Origin of the sequence: Streptomyces sp. NBC_01352, from assembly GCF_036237295.1 — a bacterium.
In the GTDB taxonomy this organism is placed as follows: domain Bacteria; phylum Actinomycetota; class Actinomycetes; order Streptomycetales; family Streptomycetaceae; genus Streptomyces; species Streptomyces plumbiresistens.
This window is the reverse complement of the sequence record NZ_CP108354.1, coordinates 1735458-1757873: the sequence shown is the minus strand read 5'-3', so window position 1 is coordinate 1757873 and position 22416 is coordinate 1735458. Positions and strand designations below refer to the sequence as shown.

At 71.7% G+C, this 22416-nt stretch carries 11 protein-coding genes; 9 read left to right on the top strand and 2 right to left on the bottom strand.

Annotation, left to right across the window (positions count from 1 at the left end; all coding sequences use genetic code 11):
* Window positions 1-3 precede the first annotated feature (3 nt).
* From OG252_RS08405 to OG252_RS08385, 5 genes are all read left to right on the top strand, one after another.
* Window positions 4-1791, top strand: coding sequence for an ABC transporter ATP-binding protein (locus OG252_RS08405; RefSeq protein ID WP_329334905.1), 1788 nt, complete (start codon window positions 4-6; stop codon window positions 1789-1791).
* A 57-nt stretch (window positions 1792-1848) separates the two neighbouring features.
* A complete protein-coding gene (locus tag OG252_RS08400; protein ID WP_329334903.1) occupies window positions 1849-12765 on the top strand; it encodes a non-ribosomal peptide synthetase in 10917 nt (3638 codons plus the stop codon).
* Window positions 12752-14455 (top strand): ABC transporter ATP-binding protein, encoded by a 1704-nt coding sequence (locus tag OG252_RS08395; RefSeq protein WP_329334901.1) that lies wholly within the window; start codon window positions 12752-12754, stop codon window positions 14453-14455. The genes OG252_RS08400 and OG252_RS08395 overlap by 14 nt, the downstream gene beginning before the upstream one ends.
* A gap of 358 nt (window positions 14456-14813) precedes the next feature.
* Window positions 14814-15623, top strand: a complete 810-nt coding sequence (locus tag OG252_RS08390) for an MHYT domain-containing protein (RefSeq protein WP_266450903.1) — start codon at window positions 14814-14816, stop codon at window positions 15621-15623.
* Window positions 15624-15667: 44 nt separating this feature from the next.
* Window positions 15668-17671 (top strand): sensor histidine kinase, encoded by a 2004-nt coding sequence (locus tag OG252_RS08385; RefSeq protein WP_329334899.1) that lies wholly within the window; start codon window positions 15668-15670, stop codon window positions 17669-17671.
* 32 nt (window positions 17672-17703) lie between these two features.
* On the opposite strand, the gene OG252_RS08380 is transcribed toward OG252_RS08385, so the two are convergent.
* Window positions 17704-18807, bottom strand: coding sequence for an alpha/beta hydrolase-fold protein (locus tag OG252_RS08380; protein ID WP_329334897.1), 1104 nt, complete (start codon window positions 18805-18807; stop codon window positions 17704-17706).
* An 87-nt stretch (window positions 18808-18894) separates the two neighbouring features.
* Here OG252_RS08380 and OG252_RS08375 point away from each other — a divergent pair, with 87 nt between their 5' ends.
* From OG252_RS08375 to OG252_RS08365, 3 genes are read left to right on the top strand one after another with little or no spacing between them, the layout of a single operon-like run.
* The gene (locus OG252_RS08375) at window positions 18895-19107 is read left to right on the top strand and encodes an MbtH family protein (RefSeq protein ID WP_307678831.1); all 213 of its coding nucleotides are present in this window, start codon (window positions 18895-18897) and stop codon (window positions 19105-19107) included.
* Window positions 19108-19113: 6 nt separating this feature from the next.
* Window positions 19114-20691, top strand: coding sequence for an amidohydrolase (locus OG252_RS08370; RefSeq protein WP_329334893.1), 1578 nt, complete (start codon window positions 19114-19116; stop codon window positions 20689-20691).
* On the top strand, window positions 20688-20918 hold the full coding sequence (locus OG252_RS08365; protein WP_266450909.1) for a hypothetical protein: 231 nt from the start codon (window positions 20688-20690) through the stop codon (window positions 20916-20918). Before OG252_RS08370 ends, OG252_RS08365 begins: the two co-directional genes overlap by 4 nt.
* A 68-nt stretch (window positions 20919-20986) precedes the next feature.
* Here the strand turns inward: OG252_RS08365 and OG252_RS08360 are convergent, their stop codons facing one another.
* The gene (locus tag OG252_RS08360; RefSeq protein ID WP_443068394.1) at window positions 20987-21532 is read right to left on the bottom strand and encodes an isochorismatase family protein; all 546 of its coding nucleotides are present in this window, start codon (window positions 21530-21532) and stop codon (window positions 20987-20989) included.
* A gap of 308 nt (window positions 21533-21840) precedes the next feature.
* Between OG252_RS08360 and OG252_RS08355 the strand changes: the two genes are divergently transcribed.
* Window positions 21841-22395: a TerD family protein gene (locus tag OG252_RS08355; protein ID WP_406497104.1), complete on the top strand. Its 555-nt coding sequence runs from the start codon at window positions 21841-21843 to the stop codon at window positions 22393-22395.
* Window positions 22396-22416 lie beyond the last annotated feature (21 nt).

The window sequence follows — 22416 nt, the reverse complement described above, 5'->3', positions numbered from 1 at the left end:
GTAGTGAGCATCACCGACACGCGCGTCGCCCCGGCGACCCTGCGCACGGCGACCGGACGCGAGGCCACCCGATGGGTCGCGGTGCACTGCCGCGAGGTGCCCTGGCTGACGGTCGCCACCGTGCTCACCACGGTGGCCGGGGCGGCGCTCCAGGTACTCCCGGTGCTCCTCCTCGGCCGGGTGGTCGACGGGGTCGTCGAGGGTGAGTCGCGCTCGATCCTGGTCAGGATCGGGGTGTTGATGGTGGCCGCCGCGCTGCTCGGCGCGGCGGCCACCGCGGTGTCGACCTACCTCATCGGACGGCTGGGCGCGGATCTGCTCGCGCGGTTGCGCGAAGGCGCCGTCCGGGCGGTGCTGGGGATGCCGAGCGCACGGATAGAGCAGGTCGGCCGCGGGGACGTGCTGTCCAGGGTCGGTGACGACGTGGCGGTGATCTCCAAGGGCATCCGCACGGCCGTCCCCACGGTTTTCTCGGCGGGCGTGCTGGTCGTCATCGCCACGGCCGGCATGTTCGGCCTCGACTGGCGGCTCGGCCTGGCGGGCGCCGGCGCGCTGCCCGCGTACGCACTGGCCCTGCGCTGGTATCTGCCCCGGTCCGCCCCGCTCTACCGGAAGCAGCGGGTGGCCCAGGCCGACCGTGCGCAGGCGCTGATGAGCGGTCTGAACGGGATCGACACGGTCCGGGCGTACCGCCTCGAAGGTGCCTTCCGCGAGAAGGTCACCAGCGAGTCGTGGCGGGTGCGCGATCTCGGCATCGAGGTGTTCCGGTTCTTCGGCCGGTTCGTCGGCCGGGAGAACCGTGCCGAGTTCATCGGCCTTGTCCTGATTCTCGTGGTGGGCTACGCCCTGTTGGAGGCCGACGCCGCCAGCCTGGGCGAGGTGTCGGCGGCCCCGCTGCTGTTCCACCGGCTGTTCACGCCGCTGGGCGCCATCATGTTCACCTTCGACGAGGCGCAGAAGTCGGGCGCGAGCCTGACCCGGCTGGTCGGGGTGCTCGGGGAGTCCGCGGAGGAACGGCTGGTGGGCGACACCTCCGTCGCGCCGGCGGACGCCGGGGCGTACCCCGTGACGGTGGAGGGGCTGACGTTCAGTTATCCCGACGCCGAGGAGCCGGTCCTCAGGGATGTCAACCTGACGATTCCGGCCGGGGGTTCGCTCGCGCTGGTGGGGGCGACGGGTGCGGGCAAGACGACCCTGGCCGCGCTGATCGCGGGCATCGGGACCCCGCAGGCCGGGTCGGTGCGTGTCGGTCCGACTGATCTCGCCGGTCTGGACGAGGCCGGGGCGCGGGCCCTGGTGAGCATCCTGACGCAGGAGACGCACGTGTTCTCCGGTTCGCTCGCCGACGACCTGCGGCTGGCCGCGCCGGAGGCGACCGACGCCGAGCTGATGGACGCGTTGCGCACGGTCGGCGCCGACGGCTGGGTCGACGCGCTGCCCGACGGGCTGGACACCCTGGTCGGCGAGGGCGGCGAGCGCCTGGACGTCACCAAGGTCGCCAAGATCGCCCTGGCCCGGCTGGTGTTGAGCCGGGCGCCGGTGGTGGTGCTCGACGAGTCGACCGCGGAGGCGGGCAGCGAGGGCGCCGCCGAGCTGGAGCGGGCCGTGCTGGCCGCGTGCGCGGGCCGGACCACGCTGTTCGTGGCGCACCGGCTGACCCAGGCGATGGCGGCGGACCGGATCGCCGTGCTGGACGCGGGACGCGTCGTGGAGCAGGGGACGCACGAGGAATTGGTCGCTCTGGGCGGCCGGTACGCGCGACTGTGGCGGGCTTGGCGAGAAGGTAGTTAGGTAATCCTAAGTTAGGCTAGGCTAACTTTCGCACCTGGAAAGGGCGTTGAGTCTTCGATGATGGAACCGAGCGCTCGTCACGTACTGCTGTCTCCCGCACGCCTGGCCGACGTGCGCCGGCGGACCGGCGACCATTCCGACCGGACCATCGCCGAAGCGTGTGCCATCGGGCTGTCGTACTGGGCGACGGGCCACAGCCCCGACGGTATCGACCTCGCCCCGGGCACGCTGTTCGCCGATGTTCTCGGGTGGGTCGACAACGGCGGGACCGGACCGGCCGGTTGGGAGATCGGCGCGGACGGCCGGAGCATCGCCGTCCCGGAAGGCGTTGCGGTGGGTGACGCGCAGCTCGCCCTTGACGACCTGGCCGACTTCCCCGACCGGCCCATCGGCACCATCAGCCCGTCCGGAGTGGCGGCGAGGCTCGAAGCGCTGGCCGAGTGGAACGACACCGAGGCCGACCGGGTCCGCCCGACCATCGTGGAGATGTTCCGCGAGCAGGCGCGGACCAGGCCGGACGCCGTCGCCGTCATCGACGAGCACCGCTCGCTGACGTACCGTCAGGCAGCCGAGCTGTCCAGCCAGTTGGCCCACCACCTGATCGAACGCGGGCTCACCGCCGAACAGGTCGTCGGCATCTCCCTGGGCCGCTCCGCCGACATGGTGATCGGGCTGCTCGGCGTGCTCCAGGCGGGGTGCGCGTTCGTGCCGCTCGACCCGCAGTGGCCCGCCGCGCGCCGGGCCGTCGTCATCGACGACGCCCGGGTCGTCGTACAGCTCAACGACTCGGGCGAGCACGACCCGAGTGAACCGGAAGCCGTGGCCGTCGACCTCGGCGACTGGCGGTTCGGTTCCTGCCCCACCGAGGGGACCGGGATCACCGTCCCCGGCGCGGCCCTGGCCTACGTCATCTTCACGTCCGGTTCGACCGGGCGACCCAAGGGCGCGATGATCCGCCACGAAGCGATCAGCGAGCGCCTGCTGTGGCAGGTCGACGAGATCCTGCGCTTCGGCCACGACGACGCCTCGCTCTTCAAGGCACCGCTGTCCTTCGACATCTCCATCAACGAGATCTTCCTGCCGCTGGTGTCCGGCGGCAGACTGGTGGTCCTGCGGCCCGGCGGCGAACGCGACCCGCACCACCTGCTGAGCGTCATCGCCGAACACCGCGTCACCTTCACCTACTTGGTGTCGTCCATGCTGGACGTGCTCCTTGAGATCGAGGGCGACTCCGGGCAGTTGGACAGCCTGCGCCACGTCTGGTGTGGCGGCGAGGTACTGACCCCGGAGCTGTACGAGCGGTTCCGCACCCGGCTCGACATCCCCATGTACCACGGCTACGGCCCGGCCGAGACGACGATCGGTGTCTCGCACGTCATCTACCGGGGCGCGGCGGAACGCCTGTCGACGTCGATCGGCAAGGCCAACCCCAACACGCAACTGTACGTGCTGGACGACGAGTTGCGCCCGGTCCCGGTCGGCGTCGGCGGGGAGCTGTACGTGGGCGGATTCCTCCTCGGGCGCGGGTACGTCAACGCGCCCGGCCTGACGGCCTCCCGGTTCGTGGCGAACCCCTTCGCCGACGACGGGTCCCGGCTGTACCGGACCGGCGACCTCGCACGGTTCGCCCCGGACGGGTCCCTGGACTTCCTCGGCCGCGCCGACAACCAGATCAAGATCCGCGGTATGCGGCTGGAGATCGAGGACGTCGAGGTCGGTCTCGCCGAGCACCCGGGCGTACGGCACACCTGCGTCGTCGCGAAGAAGAACGCGGCCGGCGGCACCTACCTGGTGGGATACGTGATCCCGGCCGCCGGGAACGAGGACCTGCGGGCGGACGAGGTCAAGGCCTGGGCCACCCTGCACATGGTCGAGTACATGGTGCCCGCCCACATCGTCGTGATGCGGGAGTTCCCGCTCACCGCGAACGGCAAGCTCGACCGGAACGCGCTGCCGGAACCCACGATCGCGACGGGCTCCCTCATACCGCCCACCACCGACAACGAGCGAGCGGTGTGCGCGGCGGTCGCCGCGGTGCTGCGGCTGGACGAGGTCGGCGTCGACCAGGACTTCTTCCAGCTCGGCGGAGACAGCATCCTGGCGATCTCCCTGCTGAGCGCGCTGCGCGACGCGGGTCTCCATGTCACGGCACGGCAGATCTTCGCCCACAGCACGGCGGGGGCGCTGGCGGCGGTGGCGAGCCGTGAGGACGTCTCCACCGTGGACCACGGCGATGTCGCGACCGGCTCCGTCGTGGGATCGCCCATCGTGCAGTGGCTCGGCGAGACCACGGACGCCATCGACGGGTTCGTGCAGTCGGTGGTGCTGAACACCCCGGCGGACCTGACCGCCGAGGCCCTCGACGAGATCCTCGGCGCCGTGGTCGGGCGGCACGACATGCTGCGCGCCAAGCTGGTGCGCGGTGACCGCTGGAGCTTCGACATCCCGGAGGCGGACCGGGCCGCAGGGGCATGGAGTGAGAGCGACCGGCCGCTCGACGAGTGCATCGCGCTCGCCACCGAGGGACTGGACCCGGCGGGCGGCGTGATGCTGCGTGCCGTCTGGCGCCGCGAGGCACGACAGCTGGTCCTCGTCGCCCATCACGTGGTGATCGACGGCGTGTCCTGGCGGGTCCTGATGGAGGATCTGGCCACGGCGTGGCGGCAGTTCACTTCGGGAGCGCCGATCGAGCTGCCTGCGGTAGGCACGTCGTTCCGGCGCTGGACGCAGCTGCTGGAGCGGGCCGCGTTCGACGCGGACAGTTCCTACTTCTGGCGCCCCCTGCCGGGAGCGGACGGGCCGGTGGGCAGGCGCGCGCTGTCCGAAGCCGACACCGTCGCGGGGGAGCGGGTGCGGACCGTCTCGGTCGGCCCCGAGGTCACGGCCGCCCTGCTGGGCGAGATTCCCGCGAAGTTCCACGCGGGCGTCAACGACGTCCTGCTGACCGCGCTCGCCGTCACCCTCGCCCGGTGGCGCCGTGACCTCGGGCAGGAGCAGACGTTCGCGCACATCGAACTCGAAGGCCACGGCCGCGAGGGACAGTTCGTGGCGGGCAGTGCCGGCTTCGAACCGGAGCTGTCGCGGACCGTGGGCTGGTTCACCACCCTGTTCCCGGTGACCGTGGACCCCGGCGCGGCGACGGACTTCACCGCGCCCGAGTACCTGGCCGCCGCGCTCAAGGCGGTCAAGGAGGACCTCGCCCGGGTGCCGGACAACGGCGTCTCCTACGGTGCTCTGCGCTACCTGACCCAGGTCGAGTTCGACGCGCCCGCGCCGCAGGTGCTGTTCAACTACCTGGGCCGCTTCGACGCGGGCGCGTCCGGGGACTGGCAACTCGCGGGCACGACTGGCCAGTTGGGCGAGAGGCGCGACCCGAGGATGCGCCTGCCGCGCGCCCTGGAGTTCAACGCGATCGCCGAACCCGCCTCGACCGGCGGCGAGTTCGAGCTGGTCACCGCTATCTCCTGGCCCGACGGGATGTTCACCGACGAGGACATCGCGACGCTCGGCGAGTACTTCCGAGTGGCCCTGGCCGGGCTGGCCGCGCTCGACCAGGGCGGCCACACTCCCAGCGACTTCGGCCTGGTGCCGCTCACGCAGGCCGACGTCGACGCACTGGACGGCCCGGCGCTGCGCGACATCCTGCCGTTGACGCCGTTGCAGGAGGGCCTGTACTTCCACTCGGTCTTCGACGACGACTCGGCGGGCGCCTACGTCGAGCAGCAACTGCTCACGCTCGACGGCGAGGTGGACGCCGGCCGGCTCGCGGCGGCGGCCACCCGGTTGCTCACGCTGTACCCGAACCTGGCCGCGCGGTTCGTGGCCCTCGCCGACGGCCGTGTGGTCTCCGTCCTGGAGAGCGGCGTGCAAGCGCCCTTCAGCACGCTGGACCGCCCCGGCATCACCGACGACGAGATACGCGAGCTCGCCGAGCACGACCGCCGCGCCGGGTTCGACCTGGCCACCGGCCCGCTGATGCGGTACACACTCATCCGCGCGGGCTCGGGGCGGAACGTCCTGGTGCAGACCGTGCACCACATCATCGCCGACGGCTGGTCGGTGCCGCCGATGCTCCGCGCGCTGCTGGCCGAGTACCACGCGCCGGGCACCCTCTACCCGCTCGGCGGCTTCCCCGACTACGTGCGCTGGCTCGCCGAACGCGACGACGAGAGCGACCGCGTCTGGCGCGAGCAGCTCGCGGAGCTGCCCGGCCCCTCGCTGGTGGCCGAGGGGCACACCCCGTCCGACCGGTTCGACGACACCGCCGTGGAGCCGGAGGACGACATCGACGCGGCCGTCCGGACGGCCGGCGTGCCGCTGAGCGTGGCCGTGCACAGCGCCTGGGCGGTGACGCTGGGCGGCCTCCTGCACGGCACGGACGTGGTGTTCGGCTCCACCGTGTCCGGGCGCGACGCCGATGTCCCCGGCATCGAGAACATGGTGGGTCTGTTCATCAACACGATCCCCGTGCGCGCTCGGTGGGCCGGCACGACCACGTCCCGTGACCTGCTCGCCTCCGTGCGGGAACACCAGAGCGCGGTGCTGCCGCACCAGCACGTCTCCCTGGCGAGGATCGGCCGCCAGGCCGGCGCCGGCTCCCTCTTCGACACCCTGGTGGTGTTCGACGTAGCCACCGACGTGGAGGGTCTGCGGGGGCCCGACCATGAGCTGGTCATCACCGACATCGTCAACGAGGGTGCTCCGCACTACCCGTTGACGCTGGTGGTGGAGCGCGCGCTCGACGGGCGTCCGCGCTTCAACCTGATCTACGACGGCGAGCTGCTGCGGGAGGCGAGTGCCGAGGCGATCCTGCGTACGTTCACCCGCACCCTCACCGGCCTGCTCACCCGGCCGGATGCCCTGGTCGACGACCTGGCGCGGGAGGACGAGCGGCGTCCCGCGCGGATCACACCGACGACCTTGGGCGGCCTGTTCGACGCCGCCGCGCACCGCGACCCGGCCGCCACCGCCGTCACCCAGTGCGCCCTCGACGGCGGTACCCGGTCCCTGACGTACGGCGAACTGGCCGACACGAAGAACGAGTTGGCGTCGGCCCTGCGCGCGGCCGGGGTCGGGCCGGGCAAGCGGGTCGCCGTCGTCGTCCCGCGCTCCGTCGAGCAGGTCGTCGCCCTGGTCGCGATCGTCAGCGCGGGCGGCGCGTACGTACCGCTGGACCTGGCGTACCCGGACGAACGGCTGGAGTACATCCTCGCCGACGCCGCCCCGCAGGTCGTCCTCGTGGACCGTGAGCAGCGGGACCGCTTCACGGCACTGCTGGACCGGGCGGGCGTGTCGGCGCGGGTGCTCGTGCAGGGAGACGAGCTGTCGCCGGCCGCCACCGATGCCCCGGAGCCCCAGGTCAGTTGGCACGACGCCGCGTACGTGATCTACACCTCCGGATCGACCGGCCGGCCCAAGGGCGTCGTCGTCCCGCACTCCAGCGTGGTGAGCCTGCTCGCGAACACCCGGCCCGACATGGACTTCGGCCCACACGACGTGTGGGTCCAGTTCCACTCCTTCTCCTTCGACTTCGCGGTCTGGGAGCTGTGGGGCGCACTGGCGCACGGCGGTGAGCTGCTGGTGCCGGAGTACGGGCTGACCCGCTCCCCGGTCGACTTCCACCGGCTGGTCCGCGAACGCGGAGTCACCGTGCTCAACCAGACACCGTCGGCGTTCTACCAGTTCGTCGAGGCCGACCGGCATGCCGACGAGCCGGTCACGTCACTGCGCCGCATCATCTTCGGCGGCGAGGCGCTGGATCTGGGACGGCTGCGCGGCTGGGTCGAGCGGCACGGCACCGGCTCGCCCGAGCTGGTCAACATGTACGGCATCACCGAGACCACCGTCCACGTCACCCACCGGGTGCTGACGGACGAGGACTTCGGGCTCGGCGACGACGTCAGTCCGATCGGCGGCCCCATACCCGGCCTGGCCACCTACCTGCTCGACGACCGGCTCCGCCCGGTGCCACCGGGCCGGGTGGGCGCCATCTACGTCGCCGGCGACCAGGTGTCGCTGGGCTACCTGGGCAGGCCGGGGCTCACCGCGGGACGGTTCGTGGCGAACCCGTTCGCGGGCGACGGCTCCCGCATGTACCACACGGGCGACCTCGCCCGCCGCACGCTCGACGGCGAGCTGGAGTTCGCGGGACGTGCCGACGACCAGGTCCAACTCAAGGGCTTCCGGATCGAGTTGGGCGAGGTGGAGGGCGCGATCAGGGAACTCGACGGTGTGGTCGACGTGGCCGTCACCGTCGCGGACAGCGGCGACCACCTCGTCGCGCACGTCGTGGGCCGGGTGCCTGGTGACTTCGTCGAGTCGCTGTCCATGAAGTTGCCCGTACACATGGTGCCGGGCCGGGTGCTGCGGGTCGACGCCCTGCCGCTGACGGTCAACGGCAAGCTGGATCGCAAGGCGCTGATCGAGCGGGCCGCACAGGACGACGCCCCGGTGGCCGCGACCGACTCCGTGCTCGCCACACTGATCGACATCTTCACCGACACACTGCCCGGCACCGCCGTGGACGCCGACACCGACTTCTTCCGCGCCGGAGGCGACAGCATCGTCGCCATCACCGTGATCAACCGGGCCAGGGCGCTCGGCCTGCCGATCGCGCCACGGGACGTGTTCCTGCTCAGGACACCGCGCGCGCTCGCCGAGCACCTCGGAACGAGCACCCCGCAGGCCTCCGCGTCCGCAGCCGCCCGCCGCGAGGACGGCCCGCTGACGCCGACGCCGATCATCCTGCGCCAGCGGGAACTGGGCGGATCGCTCGCCCGGTTCGCCCAGGCCAGGACGCTGGTGGCCCCCGAGGGCACCGGGTTCGCCGACGCCGAACGCGCCGCGAACACCGTAGCCGCCGCGCACCCGGCCCTCCGGTTGCGGCTGCGCGTCGAGCACGGGGTGTGGGCACTGCGCACCGAACCCGTCCGCGAGGTCACCGTCGTACGACCGGACACGACCGATGCGGCAACGGCGGCGAACGAGGCCGCCGGGCGCCTCGACCCCGAGTCCGGGGACGTCATCGCGTTCTCGTGGCTGGAGGCGAGCCGGACCCTGGTGGTCACCGTGCACCACCTCGCCGTCGACTCGGTGTCCTGGCTGGTCCTGCTGGACGACCTGGCCGCCGTACTGCGCGGGGAGACCCTGGCGCCGCCGACCACGTCGTACGCCGAGTACGCCGAAGCGCTGACGCTCCGGTCCGCGGAGGCCATCGACGATCTCGGCCACTGGGTCACCACCCTCCAGGCACCCGCGCTGCTCCCCTCGGTCGAGGGGCTGCGCGAGACCACGGTCGTACTCGCCCCCGAAGCGAGCGACCGCCTGACGCGTACCGCGCCCGCCGCACTCGGCGTCGGTCTCACCGAGCTGCTGTGCGGCGCGCTGCGCACCGCGCTGACCCACATCCAGCCCTCACCCGGCGATCTCGCCATCGAGCTGGAGCGGCACGGCCGGGTCCCGGTCCTCGAAGACCACGACTACACCCGCACGGTCGGCTGGTTCACCTCCATCGCGCCCGTACGGCTCACCGCGCACACCGACCCCGTCGCCGCCGCGCGCGAGGTCGCCGAACGCCAGCCGGACGAGTGCGGGCACGTCGCCTACGGCCGGCTCAGGTATCTCAACCCGCAGACCGCCCCGCTGCTGAACGCCCGCCCGCAGGTGCTGTTCAACTACCTCGGCCGGGGCAGCGAGTCCCAGGCGCTGCACATCACCGGCGGCGACCAGGGCAGCCGCAGCCCGTACGCCGTCGAGGTCAACGCGTGGACCGACGCGGCCACCGGAAGCCTGCACGCGGCCTTCACGCTCGCCGAGGGCATCCCCGACGAGATCACCGAGCACTGGCGCGGCGCACTGGAGCACATCGCGGACGTCTCCGCGACGGCCGAGCGCACGGCACCGGTCACCCCGCTCCAGCGGGGCCTGTTCTTCCAGGCCCAGATGGCCGGCACGGCCGGACACTACGTCGCGCAGAGCTGGTTCACCTTCGACCGGCGCCTGGACACCGACGCACTGGCCGAGGCGATGGCGTACGTGATCGCGCGGCACCCGGTCGTCGGCGCCGGCTTCACCACCGACGACGACGGGAACCCGGTCCAGGTCCTCGGCGCGGGGCGGCAGGTCGCCGTCCGCACGGTCGAGTTGGCGACGGAGGCGGAGGTCGACGCCCTGCGCGCCCGGGACCGCGACACCGGATTCGACCCCGGTGAGCCGCCGCTGATCCGGCTGACCGTGGTGCGGCTGCCCGACGACCGTGACGGTCTGCTGCTGAGCTACCACCTGCTGCTGTGGGACGGCTGGTCCCGCGAGATCGTGCTGCGGGACCTGTTCGACGCCTATCAGGCCGTCCTCGCGGGCGAGTCGCCGGCAGCGGCAGCGGCACCGGCCACGCCGAGCTTCGAGGACTACGCCCGGGCGCTCGACGCCAAGGACCCCGTCGTATCGGAACGCTTCTGGGCGGAGCACCTGGCCGGCCTCCCCGGCCCGACGCTGCTCGCCGGACCGGCGCCGTCCCTTCCGGACGACCTGCCGCGCGCGCTCGTACACACCCTGTCCGCCGAACAGTCGGACCTGCTGCGGGAAGCGGCCAAAGCGCACGGCGTCACGCTGAACTCCGTGCTGACCGGCGCGTTCGGTCTCCTGCTCGGCGCGCACACGGGCCGCAGCGACGCCGTGTTCGGCGTGACCGTCTCCGGCCGGGAGGGCGAGGGACTGGGCGACATCGTCGGCGTGCTGCTCAACACCGTGCCCATGTGGACGCGGGCACGGCCGGGCGACACGGTCCGCGCGTACCTGACGGCCGTACAGGCGGCCAGGGTCGAGGCGATGGAGCACGAGCACCTGGGGCTCGGCGAGATCCAGCGGGCCAGCGGTCACGACACCCTGTTCGACAACCTGTTCGTGCTCCAGAACTTCCTGGACATGGACGCCTTCGCCGAGATGAACGCCCGGCACGGCATCACCTCGGTGAAGGCCGATGACTCCACCCACTATCCGTTCACGTGGGTCGTGACGCCCGGCGACCGGCTCACGGTGAAGCTGGAGTACCGCGACGACGACACCGCGGGTGCCGGTCGTCTCCTCGACGACTATCTGCGCGTACTCGAGGACCTCGCCAGGTCGACCGGGCCGGTCGGTGCGTTGCGGGGGGTGGGAGCGCAGCCTTCGCAGGAGGCGCGGACGGACGTCGGCACGGACACCGTCGTCGACCGGTTCGACCGGGCGGCGGACCGCGACCCGCAGCGGGTGGCGCTCGTCGCCCAGGGCTCGACCATGACCTTCGCGGGGCTACGGGACCGCAGCCGTGCGGTGGCGGGTGTGCTCGCCCGGCGCGGCATCGGCCCCGAGACGACCGTGGGTCTCGCGATCCCCCGCTCCCTCGACTCGATCGTGGCGCTGTTCGCCGTGCTGCGCGTCGGTGCCGCGTACGTGCCGCTGGAGCTGGACCACCCGGACGAGCGGATCGCCGCGATCGTCGCGGACGCCCGCCCGGAGGTGATCCTCACCGTGAGCGCCGTGTCGCCCCGATTGACCGGCGACCTCATCGAGCTGGACCGCCCCCTGCCGGAGGCCGACCCGTTCGGGACGTTCGCGCCGGACGACCCGGACCGCCTGCGGCACCCCGCCTACACGATCTACACCTCCGGATCGACCGGCAAGCCCAAGGGAGTGGTGACCGAGTACGCCGGGCTCACCAACATGCTGATCAACCATCAGCGTCGCATCTTCGAGCCGGTGTTGGCGGAGCACGAGCATCGGGTCTTCCGGATCGCGCACACCGTGTCGTTCGCGTTCGACATGTCGTGGGAGGAGCTGCTGTGGCTCGCCGACGGCCACGAGGTGCACATCTGCGACGAGGAACTGCGGCGTGACGCGCCCCGGTTGGTCGAGTACTGCCTGGAGCACGGGATCGACGTCATCAACGTGACCCCGACCTACGCGCAACAGCTGGTCGCCGAAGGGCTGTTGGACAACCCGGCACGGCGCCCCGCACTGGTGCTGCTGGGCGGCGAGGCCGTCACCCCGACGTTGTGGCAGCGGCTCGCCGAGACCGAGGGGACGGTCGGCTACAACCTGTACGGACCCACCGAGTACACCATCAACACCCTCGGCGTCGGCACCTTCGAGTGCCAGGACCCGGTGGTGGGGGTGGCGATCGACAACACGGACGTGTATGTACTGGATCCGTGGCTGCGGCCCCTGCCGGACGGGGTTCCGGGCGAGCTGTACGTGTCGGGCATCGGCATCGCGCGCGGCTACCTCGGGCAGCCCGCCCAGACCGCGCACCGCTTCGTCGCCTGCCCGTTCGGCGCACCCGGCGAGCGCATGTATCGCACCGGGGACCTGGTGATCCGGCGGCCCGACGGCAACCTGATGTACCTGGGCCGCACCGACCAGCAGGTCAAGATCCGGGGTCACCGGGTCGAACTCGGCGAGGTGGAGGCCTCGTTCGCGGCGCATCCGGCGGTGCGGTTCGTCGCCGCGGTCGCCCAGCCCGACCCGCAGGTCGACGGGGCCTACCGGCTGGCCGCCTACCTCGTGCTCGACGGCTCCGCCGACCTGGCGGCGGTCGCCGCCGAAGTGGGCACCGGGCTGCCGGACTTCCTGCGCCCGACGCACTACGCCCAGGTCGACGGCATCCCGCTGACGGTGAACGGGAAGGCTGACACGAAGGCGTTGCCGGAGGCCAAGCCGCTGGGCGCGCTGACCACGGCGCAGGAGCGCGGCCCCGAGACCGAGACCGAGACCACGGTGTGCGAGTTCTTCGCCGAGGCACTGGACCTGGACGACGACGAGGTGAGCGCGGTGAGCGACTTCGTGTCCCTCGGAGGGCACTCCATGCTGGCGGTGCGGCTGATCGGGCTGCTCCGCCGGGAGTACGGTCCAGTGATCACCATCCGTGACCTGTTCACCCTGCGAACCCCGGAAGCGATTGCCCGCCACCTCGATGACCACCTCGATGACAACTCCTGACACGCAGCGGCCCCGCCCGGGGGCCGACATCATCCGGACCGCACTGCGTCGCAACGTCGGCGCCATGGTCTGGGGCACCGTCCTCATGGGCCTGTACCAGGCCGGGGAGACCGCCTTCCCCATCGCGCTCGGCCTGATCGTCGAACACACGATGAAGGGGGACCGGAACCTCGGTTCGCTCGGCCTGTCGATCGGCGCGCTGGCCGTGATCATCACGACCGTGTCGCTGTCGTGGCGGTTCGGGATGCGCGTCCTGCAGAAGGCCAACACGACCGAGGCGCACCGCTGGCGGGTGCGGGTCGCGGCCTGCGGACTGCAGCCGGTGGCCCGGGACGTCGACCTCAAGTCCGGTGAGGTGCTGACCATCGCCACCGAGGACGCCGACCAGACCGCCGACATCATCGAGGTGGTGCCGCTGCTGATCAGCTCGCTGGTCGCGGTGCTGGTCGCGGCCGTCGCGCTGGGCCTGGCCGACATCCGGCTCGGCCTGCTGGTGATCGTGGGAACCGTCGCGATCCTGTCGATCCTGAGCGTGATGTCCAAGCGGATCGGCGCCAGTACCCAGGAACAGCAGGCCCGGGTGGCGCGGGCCGGCGCGAAGGTCGCGGACCTGATCATCGGCCTGCGTCCGTTGCACGGCTTCGGCGGCAACCACGCGGCGTTCCGGTCCTACCGGAAGGTCAGCACGGAGGCGAAGCACCAGGCGATCACCGTCGCCCGGGTGAACGGCGTGTACGCGGGCACCGCGCTGGCCCTCAACGCGGTCCTCGCCGCCGCCGTGACCCTGACGGCGGGCTGGCTGGCGTTCGAGGGCCGGATCACCATCGGGGAGCTCGTCATGGCCGTGGGGCTGGCGCAGTTCATCATGGAGCCGCTCAAGCTGTTCTCGGACATGCCCAAGTACGTGATGATGGCGCGCGCGTCGGCCGAGCGGATGGCGCTGGTGCTGGCCGCGCCGCCGGTGACGACCCCGGGCCCGGAGCGTCCGGCCGCGGGCGGAGACCTCGAGATCGACGGCATCCGGTACGGGTCCCTGCGGGAACTGAAGTTCCACGTGACCGCCGGTGAGTTCGTGGCCATCGCCGTCTATCAGCCGCGTGCGGCGGCCGACCTGGCGTCCATCCTGGCCGTGAACGTCCCGCCCGGGGCGTACGAGGGAGTGGTGCGGGTCAGCGGGCAGGAGCTGGCGGACCTGTCGGTCGAGGCGGTCCGCGAGCACATGCTGGTGAACCCGTACGACGGGGAGATCTTCGCCGGTACTCTCCGCACGAACATCGACCCGTCGGGCACCAGCCGGACGGTCCCGGAGGCCGTCGAGGCCTCCATGCTGACGGACGTCGTCGCCCTCCGCCGCGAAGGTCTCGACTACGCCGTCCGCGACCGGGGCGCGAACCTTTCCGGCGGGCAGCGCCAGCGCCTGTCCCTGGCCCGCGCCCTCGCCGCAGACACCGACGTCCTCGTCCTGCACGATCCGACGACAGCCGTCGACGCGGTCACCGAACAGCTCATCGCGCGCAACCTCGCCGAGCTGCGCCGGGGCCGCACCACCATCGTGATCGCCAGCAGCCCGGCCCTCCTGGACGCCGCCGACCGTGTCCTCGTCCTGGACGACGGCGTCATCACGGCCGAGGACACCCATCGCAACCTCCTGGCCACCGACGAGGACTACTGCCTGGCGGTGGCCCGGTGACGCGCCGCGGCGGACGGTCGTCGCGGCCAACCGGGTCTGGATGACCACTCGTTGGTCAATTTTCGGCCATGCTCGGGGTGTACGGAGCGCTGCCGTCCTGGACGTCTTTCCGCCCGGATCTGCGGCCGTTCCCGTGGCCTGTGGCGCGGGCGAGCCGTGTCGGCGGCGAACGTACAGGCCCCGTAAGGGGTATGTGAAGCACTTGCGTGCAAACGGGTCCGTAACCCACACCGCAGTACTTTAACCCTCACCGACCTCCGGCAGGCAGTGGCGCGATCTCGTTCCTCCGAGCCCCTGTTACCGGCGGTACCTACGTGCGCGCTGAGCTCTCCGCCCGGCGGGCGAGAGGGGTTTCCTCGTGGGGCACATGGACCACTTCAGCGCCGGATGGGTCACACCCGTCCTCTCCTACGCCATGGCCTGTGTCGGCTCGGCGCTCGGACTGCGGTGCACCGTCCGGGCCCTGGAGGCCGACGGCGCCTCGAAACGGAACTGGCTGACGCTGGCCTCGTTCGCGATCGGCTCCGGCATCTGGACCATGCACTTCGTCGCGATGATGGGCTTCGGCGTCGAGGGCACGCCCATCCGCTACGACGTCCCGCTCACCGTCCTCAGCCTCGTCATCGCCATCGCCGTGGTGAGCGCGGGCGTCTTCACCGCCGGGTACGGGCGCTCGCGCGTCGTATCGGTGGCGCTCGGCGGGCTCGGCACCGGACTGGGCGTCGCGGCCATGCACTACACCGGCATGGCCGCCCTCAACCTGCACGGCACCGTCGACTACGACCCGCTCCTCGTCGCCGTCTCCGTCGTGATCGCCGTCGTCGCCGCGACCGCCGCGCTCACCCTCACCCTCATCGTGCGCGGTCCCGTCCTCGCCGCCGTCGCCGCGCTCGTCATGGGGCTGGCGGTCAGCAGCATGCACTACACCGCCATGTACGCCGTCGGGGTCAGCCTCACGCCCAGCAGCGCGGAACTGTCCGGGGCCACGGCCACCGAGTTCCTCTTCCCGCTCGCCGTCGTGCTCGGCTCGTTCCTCTTCCTCACGTCCGCGTACGTCGCGCTCTCCCCGACCGGCAAGCGTGCCGAGTCCGTCGCCGCCGAACTGCTGCGCGAGGTGGAGCTCTCCACCGCGACCGTCACCGAGCCCGCCACCACGGCGACCGTCTGAGCCGTACGTCCGCAGCACCGCACCACACCCCCTCGAGGTATTCCATGCGTGTCACCCGAACAACGGAACGGCTGCGCCCCAGGTCGGTCCGGGCCAAGATCGTCGCCCTGCTCATGCTGCCCATCGTGTCCCTCATGGCGCTGTGGGGCTTCGCCGCGGTGACCACGGCCTCCAGCATCGACGACACCCAGCGGGTCAAGGACGTCAACGCCGAACTCCTCGCCCCCCTCGACGACTTCGTCTCGGCGCTGCAGACCGAACGGACCGCCGTCGCGCGCCGCGCCGCCGCGCCGGACCCGGCCGGACTCGACGCGATCGAAGACGCACGCAGGGCCACCGACCGGGCCGCCGCCGCCTTCCGTAACGGCGCCAACGCCGCCACCGCGGACGCCGAGCTCCTCGACGCCGGGCTGCCCGCCCGCATCGACCGTCTGGAGGCCGACGCGCGCGGACTCACAGCGCTGCGCGAGCGGACCGACGGGAAGGGCACCGCCCAGGCGGCGTTCACCGGGTACTCGACGGTCATCGAGCACGCCTTCGCCGTCACCGGCGCGCTCACCGGCGAGAACGGCACCGACGCCGCATCCGAGGCACGGGTCGTCCTCGAACTCGCCCGCGCCCGCGAGGCCGTGGCCCAGGAGCAGGCCGTTCTCGCCGCGGCAAGTGCGGCCGGGAACCTCACCACGCAGCAGTACACGCAGTTCGTCGGCGCCGTCGCCACCCAGCGGGAGCTCCTGAGGCCCGCGGTCGCCGACCTGAAGCCGGCGCACCGGGCGGCGTACGACGCGGTGCTGGACAGCGGTGGTTACGACGGGCTCGCGGCCGGCGAGGACCGGGTGCGCGGCGCCGGGCCCGGCGCCTCGGTCGTCTCCGCGGGCTTCCTGAGGGACTGGGACCAGGCCGCCGACGCCGTGCTGAAGGGGCTCGCCGCGGCCGAGTCGGACGCCGGCACGGGGGCCACGGCCAAGGCGAACCCGTTCGGCTGGGACACGCTGGGCGCATCCGGCATCGCCGTCGTCCTCGGTCTGGTGGGTGTACTGCTGTCGCTGCTCGTGTCCGTGGGCGTCGGACGCGGGCTCATCGTCGAACTGCTCGACCTGCGCAACTCCGCCCTGGAGGTCGCCGGGCGCCGGCTGCCGAAGGCCATGCGCCGACTGCACGCCGGGCAGGGCGTGGACATCGACGCCGAGGCCCCGATGCGCCGCCTCGTCGGCGACGAACTCGCCCAGGTGGGCTCCGCGCTCACCGCCGTGCAGCGGGCCGCGCTCAAGGCCGCGTCCGAGCGCGCCGAACTGCTCAGCGGCATCTCCGGGGTGTACGTCAGCCTCGCCCGCCGCAGCCAGGTGCTGCTGCACCGCCAGCTCGACCTGCTGCACCGACTGGAGCAGCGCCCGCGCGACCCGGCCGAGATGCAGGAGCTGTACCAGGTCGACCACCTCGCCACCCGGATGCGCCGCCACTCCGAGAGCCTGCTCATCCTGTCCGGCATCGCGCCCGGACGCGGCTGGCGCGACCCCATCCCGCTGGTGGACGTCCTGCGGGCCGCCGTCGCGGAGATCGAGCAGCCGGGCCGGGTCCAGATCTGGGCCGTACCGCGCGTCTCCGTCCACGGCGGCTCCGTCGCCGACGTCATCCACCTGCTCGCCGAACTCGTCGAGAACGCGGCCTCCTTCTCACCGCCCAGCGCCCATGTCCGGCTGCGGGCCGCCCGGATGCGCGAGGGCCTCGTCATCGAGATCGAGGACAGCGGCTTCGGCATGGACGAGGAGGCGATGGCCGAGGCCAACCGCAAGATCCAGTCCGAGAACGTCGATCTGCTCGACGCCAAGCAGATCGGGCTCTTCGTGGTCAACCGCATCGCCGCCCGGCAGGGTCTGAGCGTCGAACTGCGTTCCTCGGCGAGCGGCGGGGCCACGGCGGCCGTCCTCATCCCCGAGAACCTGATACGGGACGACATGCCGGTGCACGACGCGGCGCTCCCCGGCGACCAGGACGGCGGCCGGACTCTGGCGCCCGCGTCGGCGTTGATCCCGCAGCAGCCTGGGTGACGAAGGCCGCAGCGCCGATTCACCTCACTGCGTCAGCCGTTGTGATCGAGTGCCCAGGCGACATCCCTGAGCAGGGCGTGCCGCCAGCCCGCGCGGTCGTGGCCCGACGCCGACCGCGCGACCCGTACGGTCGCACCGGCCTGTTCGGTCAGGGTCTCGGTCAGCTCGCAGTGGGGCAGCATCCGGGTCTCGTGTTCCCCCACGTCGAACGCGACCCGCAGACCGGACAGGCCGGGCCCAAGGGTCCGCAGGCGCGCGGCGACGGCGCCGCCGACCGGGCCGCCCAAGGGGTCCGCCAGGTCCATGGCGTCGGGTGTCCACCAGAACGACCCGGACTGGCAGGCGACGCGGGACACCAGGTCCGGGAACTCCATTGCCGCGTACAGCGCGCTCAGCCCGCCGAGGCTCTGCCCGGCGACCACCAGCCGGTCCCGGTCGGCGGGTACGCCGGACTCCGCCACCAGGGGCAGCAGTTCGTCCCGGACCGCCTCCCACAGCTCGGGCCTGCACCCGAACTCGGCCTTCCTGTCCTTGGCCGGCAGGAAGACGAGGGTGACCGGGGGCATGTCGCCACTGGCGACGGCGGAGTCGAACGCGGTCATGGCCGGGTGCAGGTACAGCCAGTCGTCCCCGTCGAGCAGCAGGACCACCGGTCCGCCGCCGCCCACCGGGTGGACGCGTACGGTACGCCGCCCGCCGAGCCGTTCACTGGTCCAGCGGATCCGGGTGCGCGGGAGGGGCAGGACGACATCGGCGCCGACGACGGGCCAGTGCGGCTGGGCCGGGGCGTCCGGGGTCGCGGCGATGGACCGGTCACCGCCCGCACCGACCGGGTTGAGCGGGTCGGCGTACGCCGCGTCGCCCGCCAGGAACTGGTAGGTCACCCGCAGCCGCGCGGGCATGCGCACCTCGGCGTACCAGCAGTCCGTGTCGCCCCACCGGCGCAGGGGTACCGGATCCGACCAGCTCTCGAAGGCGATGCTCGCCGCGTCGGACCCGCGCCGCAGGAACAGGGTCACCCAGCCGTCGCCGTCGGGTATCGACGCGGGTGTGCTCGCGGCCGCCCAGAACTCGTCGGTGCCGGGTGCGCCGGGCAGTCCGAACGCGGCGAAGGTGTCGTCCCCCACCAACCTCATGAACGTCTCCTTGTGGAGCGGAAAGTGAGAAGGCTAAGCTCATGCTGATTAGGCGAGCCTAACCTTATTCCCCAGGAGGCACCGCGCATGAGCACCAACCCCTTCGACGACGCCGACGGCCGTTTCCTCGTCCTCGTGAACGACGAGGGCCAGCACTCGCTCTGGCCGTCCTTCGCGGAGGTGCCCGGGGGGTGGACGATCGCCTTCGCGGAGAACACGCGGGACGCCTGCCTGGAGTTCGTCGAGGCCAACTGGACCGATCTGCGCCCCCGTTCCCTCGCCGAGTCCATGGACGCCTGACGCCCGATGCTCTCCACCAGGCTGACGAACGCCCGCTTCCTCACCATGGACCCCGACCATCCCGTCGCCCACGACCTGGGCATCTGGCAGGGCCGGATCGTCGGTCTGGACGAGGCCGTGACCTCCCTGCCCGCGCGCGAGGTGATCGACCTGCAGGGCGCCACGGTGCTGCCCGGCTTCATCGACGCCCATGTGCACCTGGCCTGGACCGGGTTCAAGCAGCACACCCCGAGCATCGCGGGCCGCACCCGGGTCGACGACGTGCTCGCCGTCGTGGAGGAGGCCGTCACCCGGAAGGGCTCGCCCGGCGCCTGGGTGAGCATCGCCGGCTACGACCAGCGGGCCCTGGGCCGCCACTTGACCGCCGCCGAACTGGACCAGGTCAGCCACGGGCACAAGCTGTTCGTGCTGCACGACTCCGGGCACGGCTGCGTCGTCAACTCCGCCGTGCTCGACCTGCTCCCCGCCGACATCCCGCACGACAACGGCTTCCTCGCCGAGGGCGCCATGGGAGCCGCCCGCGCACTGCGTCTGCCCCACTCCCAGCAGGAGCTGGCCGAGGCGATCGGGCGCGCCGCCCGGGCCTGCCTGGCCGAGGGAGTCACCGCCTGCGCCGAGGCAGGCATCGGCGGCACCCTCCTGGGCCACAGCCCGGTCGAGCTGGGCGCCTACCAACTCGCCCGTGAGATGGGTCTGTTGCCGCTACGGGTGCAGCTCATGGTGTCCGCCGACCGGCTGCACCCGGTCGCCGCACACACGGACGACGGCATTCCCCGGGCACTCGACCTCGGCCTGCGTACGGGGTTCGGCGACGACCGGCTCTCGGTAGGCGCGCTGAAGGTCTTCACCGACGGCGGCATGATGGCCCGCACCGCCGCGCTCAGCAGCCCGTACGAAGGGCTGGACGGCGCGGGCCAGTTGCAGGACGACCCGGACGTGCTCGCGGACACCATCGTGGCCGGCCACCTCGCCGGCTGGCAGCTCGCCGTCCACGCGATCGGCGACCGCGCGGCCGACGTCGCCCTCGACGCTCTGGAACGGGCCCAACGGCTGCGCCCGCGCCCCGGCGCCCGGCACCGCATCGAGCACGCCGGACTGATCCGCCCCGACCAGCTCCCGCGCTTTGCCCGACTCGGCGTCAGCGCCGTCGTCCAGCCCAACTTCCTGCGCTACTTCGGCGACGACTACGCGGCGATCATGGGGGAGGAGCGTGCCCCGTGGCTCTACCGCGGCAGGGCGTTCCTGGACCACGGCATCACCCTCGTCGGCAGCTCCGACCGCCCCGTCACCGACGGATCCCCGCTGCGGGCCGTCCAGTTCATGGTCGAGCGCGCCTCCGAGTCCGGCCGGGTGATCGGACCGGACGAGGGCATCACCGTCGACGAGGCCCTGCACGCCTACACGGTCGCCGGCGCCTTCGCCTGCCACTGGGAGGACCGCGTGGGAACCCTCACCCCGGGCAAGCTCGCCGACCTGGTCGTGCTCGGCGACGACCCCCGGCGCGTCGACACGTCGCGGATCGGAGACATCGAGGTCGTGGCGACATACGTCGACGGCCGTGACACCTGGAAGGCGGCATCATGAGCGGGAAGACGGCACCGGTCGAGAGCTACGCCCACCTCTGGGAGGACGACGGGCACCGGCACCGCTGGGTGATCTGGAACACGGCCGGGGAGACCCTGGTCTTCGACAGGGACATCAACTGCCCTGTGGACGGGGGTGACGAGACGGTCCAGCCCGAGGTTCTGCGCAGGATGCGGGAGGCGGGCGTACCGGAGACCGACGAGTATCCGGGCGGCCCGTGCGCGTAGGCGCGACCCGGCGACCCCCAAGGCCGAGCGGTTGCCGGCCACTTGGGAGTGTGTGATGTCCAGCCCGGTCAGGTGTTCCGGCGCCCGCGGTGCAGGAGCAGATCGCGCAGCAGGGCGGCCGTCGAGCAGACCACGCCACTGCGCGCCGCCCACCGAAGCGCCATGGAGTGTTCCTCGGCGGAGAGGTCGGCCACGGCGTCCGCGACGATGAACGGCTGGATGTCGTTCATGAAGGCGTCCGCCGCCGTCAGGAGGACGCCGCGGTGCGCGTACACCCCGCACACGATCAGCTGGTCGCGGCCCTCCGAGCGCAGCAGCCGGCCGAGATGGCTGCGCAGGAAGGCGTTGTGGCGCACGTTGCTCAACAGATGCTCGCCGGGGCGCGGTACGAGCGGCTCTATGATCGCGGCGGCATCCGGCCCATGGCCGGTACCCGGCCCCCAGACCTCGGCCATGAGACCACGTCGGCCCGGCCGTTGTCCGGTGGACTCCGCGCTGAAGACGACCGGCAGGCCCAGGGCTCCGGCGAGCTCCCGGAGCGCGACGATGTTGTCGACGAGTTCCACCACGGGAGAACGCCCGGCCGGAAAAGCGCCGACGAAATGGTTCTGCATGCCGTGGACCAGGAGTGCGCAACGCGCCGGATCGATCCTCCAGGAGACGTGCGGCCGAGGGAGAACGGAGCTGCCCGGCATGGGATACGAGTCGATGGCCGGCAAGCCCATGGGCGATTCCCCTCTGCGTGACGCGCCCGCGAAACAGAGCCTCCAAGGCGTATTAGCTTAGCCTAACCTAAGTTGCCGGTGGGGGCTCTGTCGACGTCTCATCACCCCCGCTTTACCCGATCAGGCGCTCTCGGTCGGCATCAACGGGGCGTCAAAGAGCCATACTTGACCAGGCAGGATCGTCCAGTGGTGGCACCATGCGGGAGAGGCAGCTTTCGGTGAGCAGCGTCGGCAAAGGGCTCGAGAAGGTCGAAGTAAGGCTCCGCTGGGATCCCAGTTCCTGGGACCAGCCACCTCACCATCTCGACATCATGGCCGCGACCTACTCCGTCGACGACCCCTACGGGCGACCGGCATACGTGGTGCACACCGAAAGCCGCTCGCCGGACGGCACCATCAACATGAGCCGACACAGCGAGACCGGCCAGGGTTTCGGATTCGTCGAGGTGATGGTGCTGGAACTCGACCGGCTGGCACCCTCGTTCGCGCGCGTGGTCGTAGGGGTGGCCATCCATCAGACCGGCGGTCACAAGACCTTCGGCGACCTGACGAACACAGGGGTCGTCGTCGTCCAGGCGTACAAGGAGCTGCTGAACGACGACTTCACGCGGGTCGCCGGAGCCACCGCTGCGACGGTTGCGGAATTCGCCAGGGATTCCTCCGGCGGATGGGAGTTCCACGAGAGGATCCGGGGCTTCGACTGCGATCCCGTGGCGTTCAGCGCCGAAATGGGGAGCGTTCGGCACCCCTGACCGACGGGCCGAAGCAGGCAA

Coding starts and splice junctions, on each gene's coding strand:
- OG252_RS08400 (WP_329334903.1), top strand. CDS start 1,849: ATGATGGAACCGAGCGCTCGTCACGTACTGCTGTCTCCCGCACGCCTG.
- OG252_RS08395 (WP_329334901.1), top strand. CDS start 12,752: ATGACAACTCCTGACACGCAGCGGCCCCGCCCGGGGGCCGACATCATC.
- OG252_RS08385 (WP_329334899.1), top strand. CDS start 15,668: ATGCGTGTCACCCGAACAACGGAACGGCTGCGCCCCAGGTCGGTCCGG.
- OG252_RS08380 (WP_329334897.1), bottom strand. CDS start 18,807: ATGAGGTTGGTGGGGGACGACACCTTCGCCGCGTTCGGACTGCCCGGC.
- OG252_RS08375 (WP_307678831.1), top strand. CDS start 18,895: ATGAGCACCAACCCCTTCGACGACGCCGACGGCCGTTTCCTCGTCCTC.
- OG252_RS08370 (WP_329334893.1), top strand. CDS start 19,114: ATGCTCTCCACCAGGCTGACGAACGCCCGCTTCCTCACCATGGACCCC.
- OG252_RS08365 (WP_266450909.1), top strand. CDS start 20,688: ATGAGCGGGAAGACGGCACCGGTCGAGAGCTACGCCCACCTCTGGGAG.
- OG252_RS08360 (WP_443068394.1), bottom strand. CDS start 21,532: ATGCAGAACCATTTCGTCGGCGCTTTTCCGGCCGGGCGTTCTCCCGTG.
- OG252_RS08355 (WP_406497104.1), top strand. CDS start 21,841: ATGCGGGAGAGGCAGCTTTCGGTGAGCAGCGTCGGCAAAGGGCTCGAG.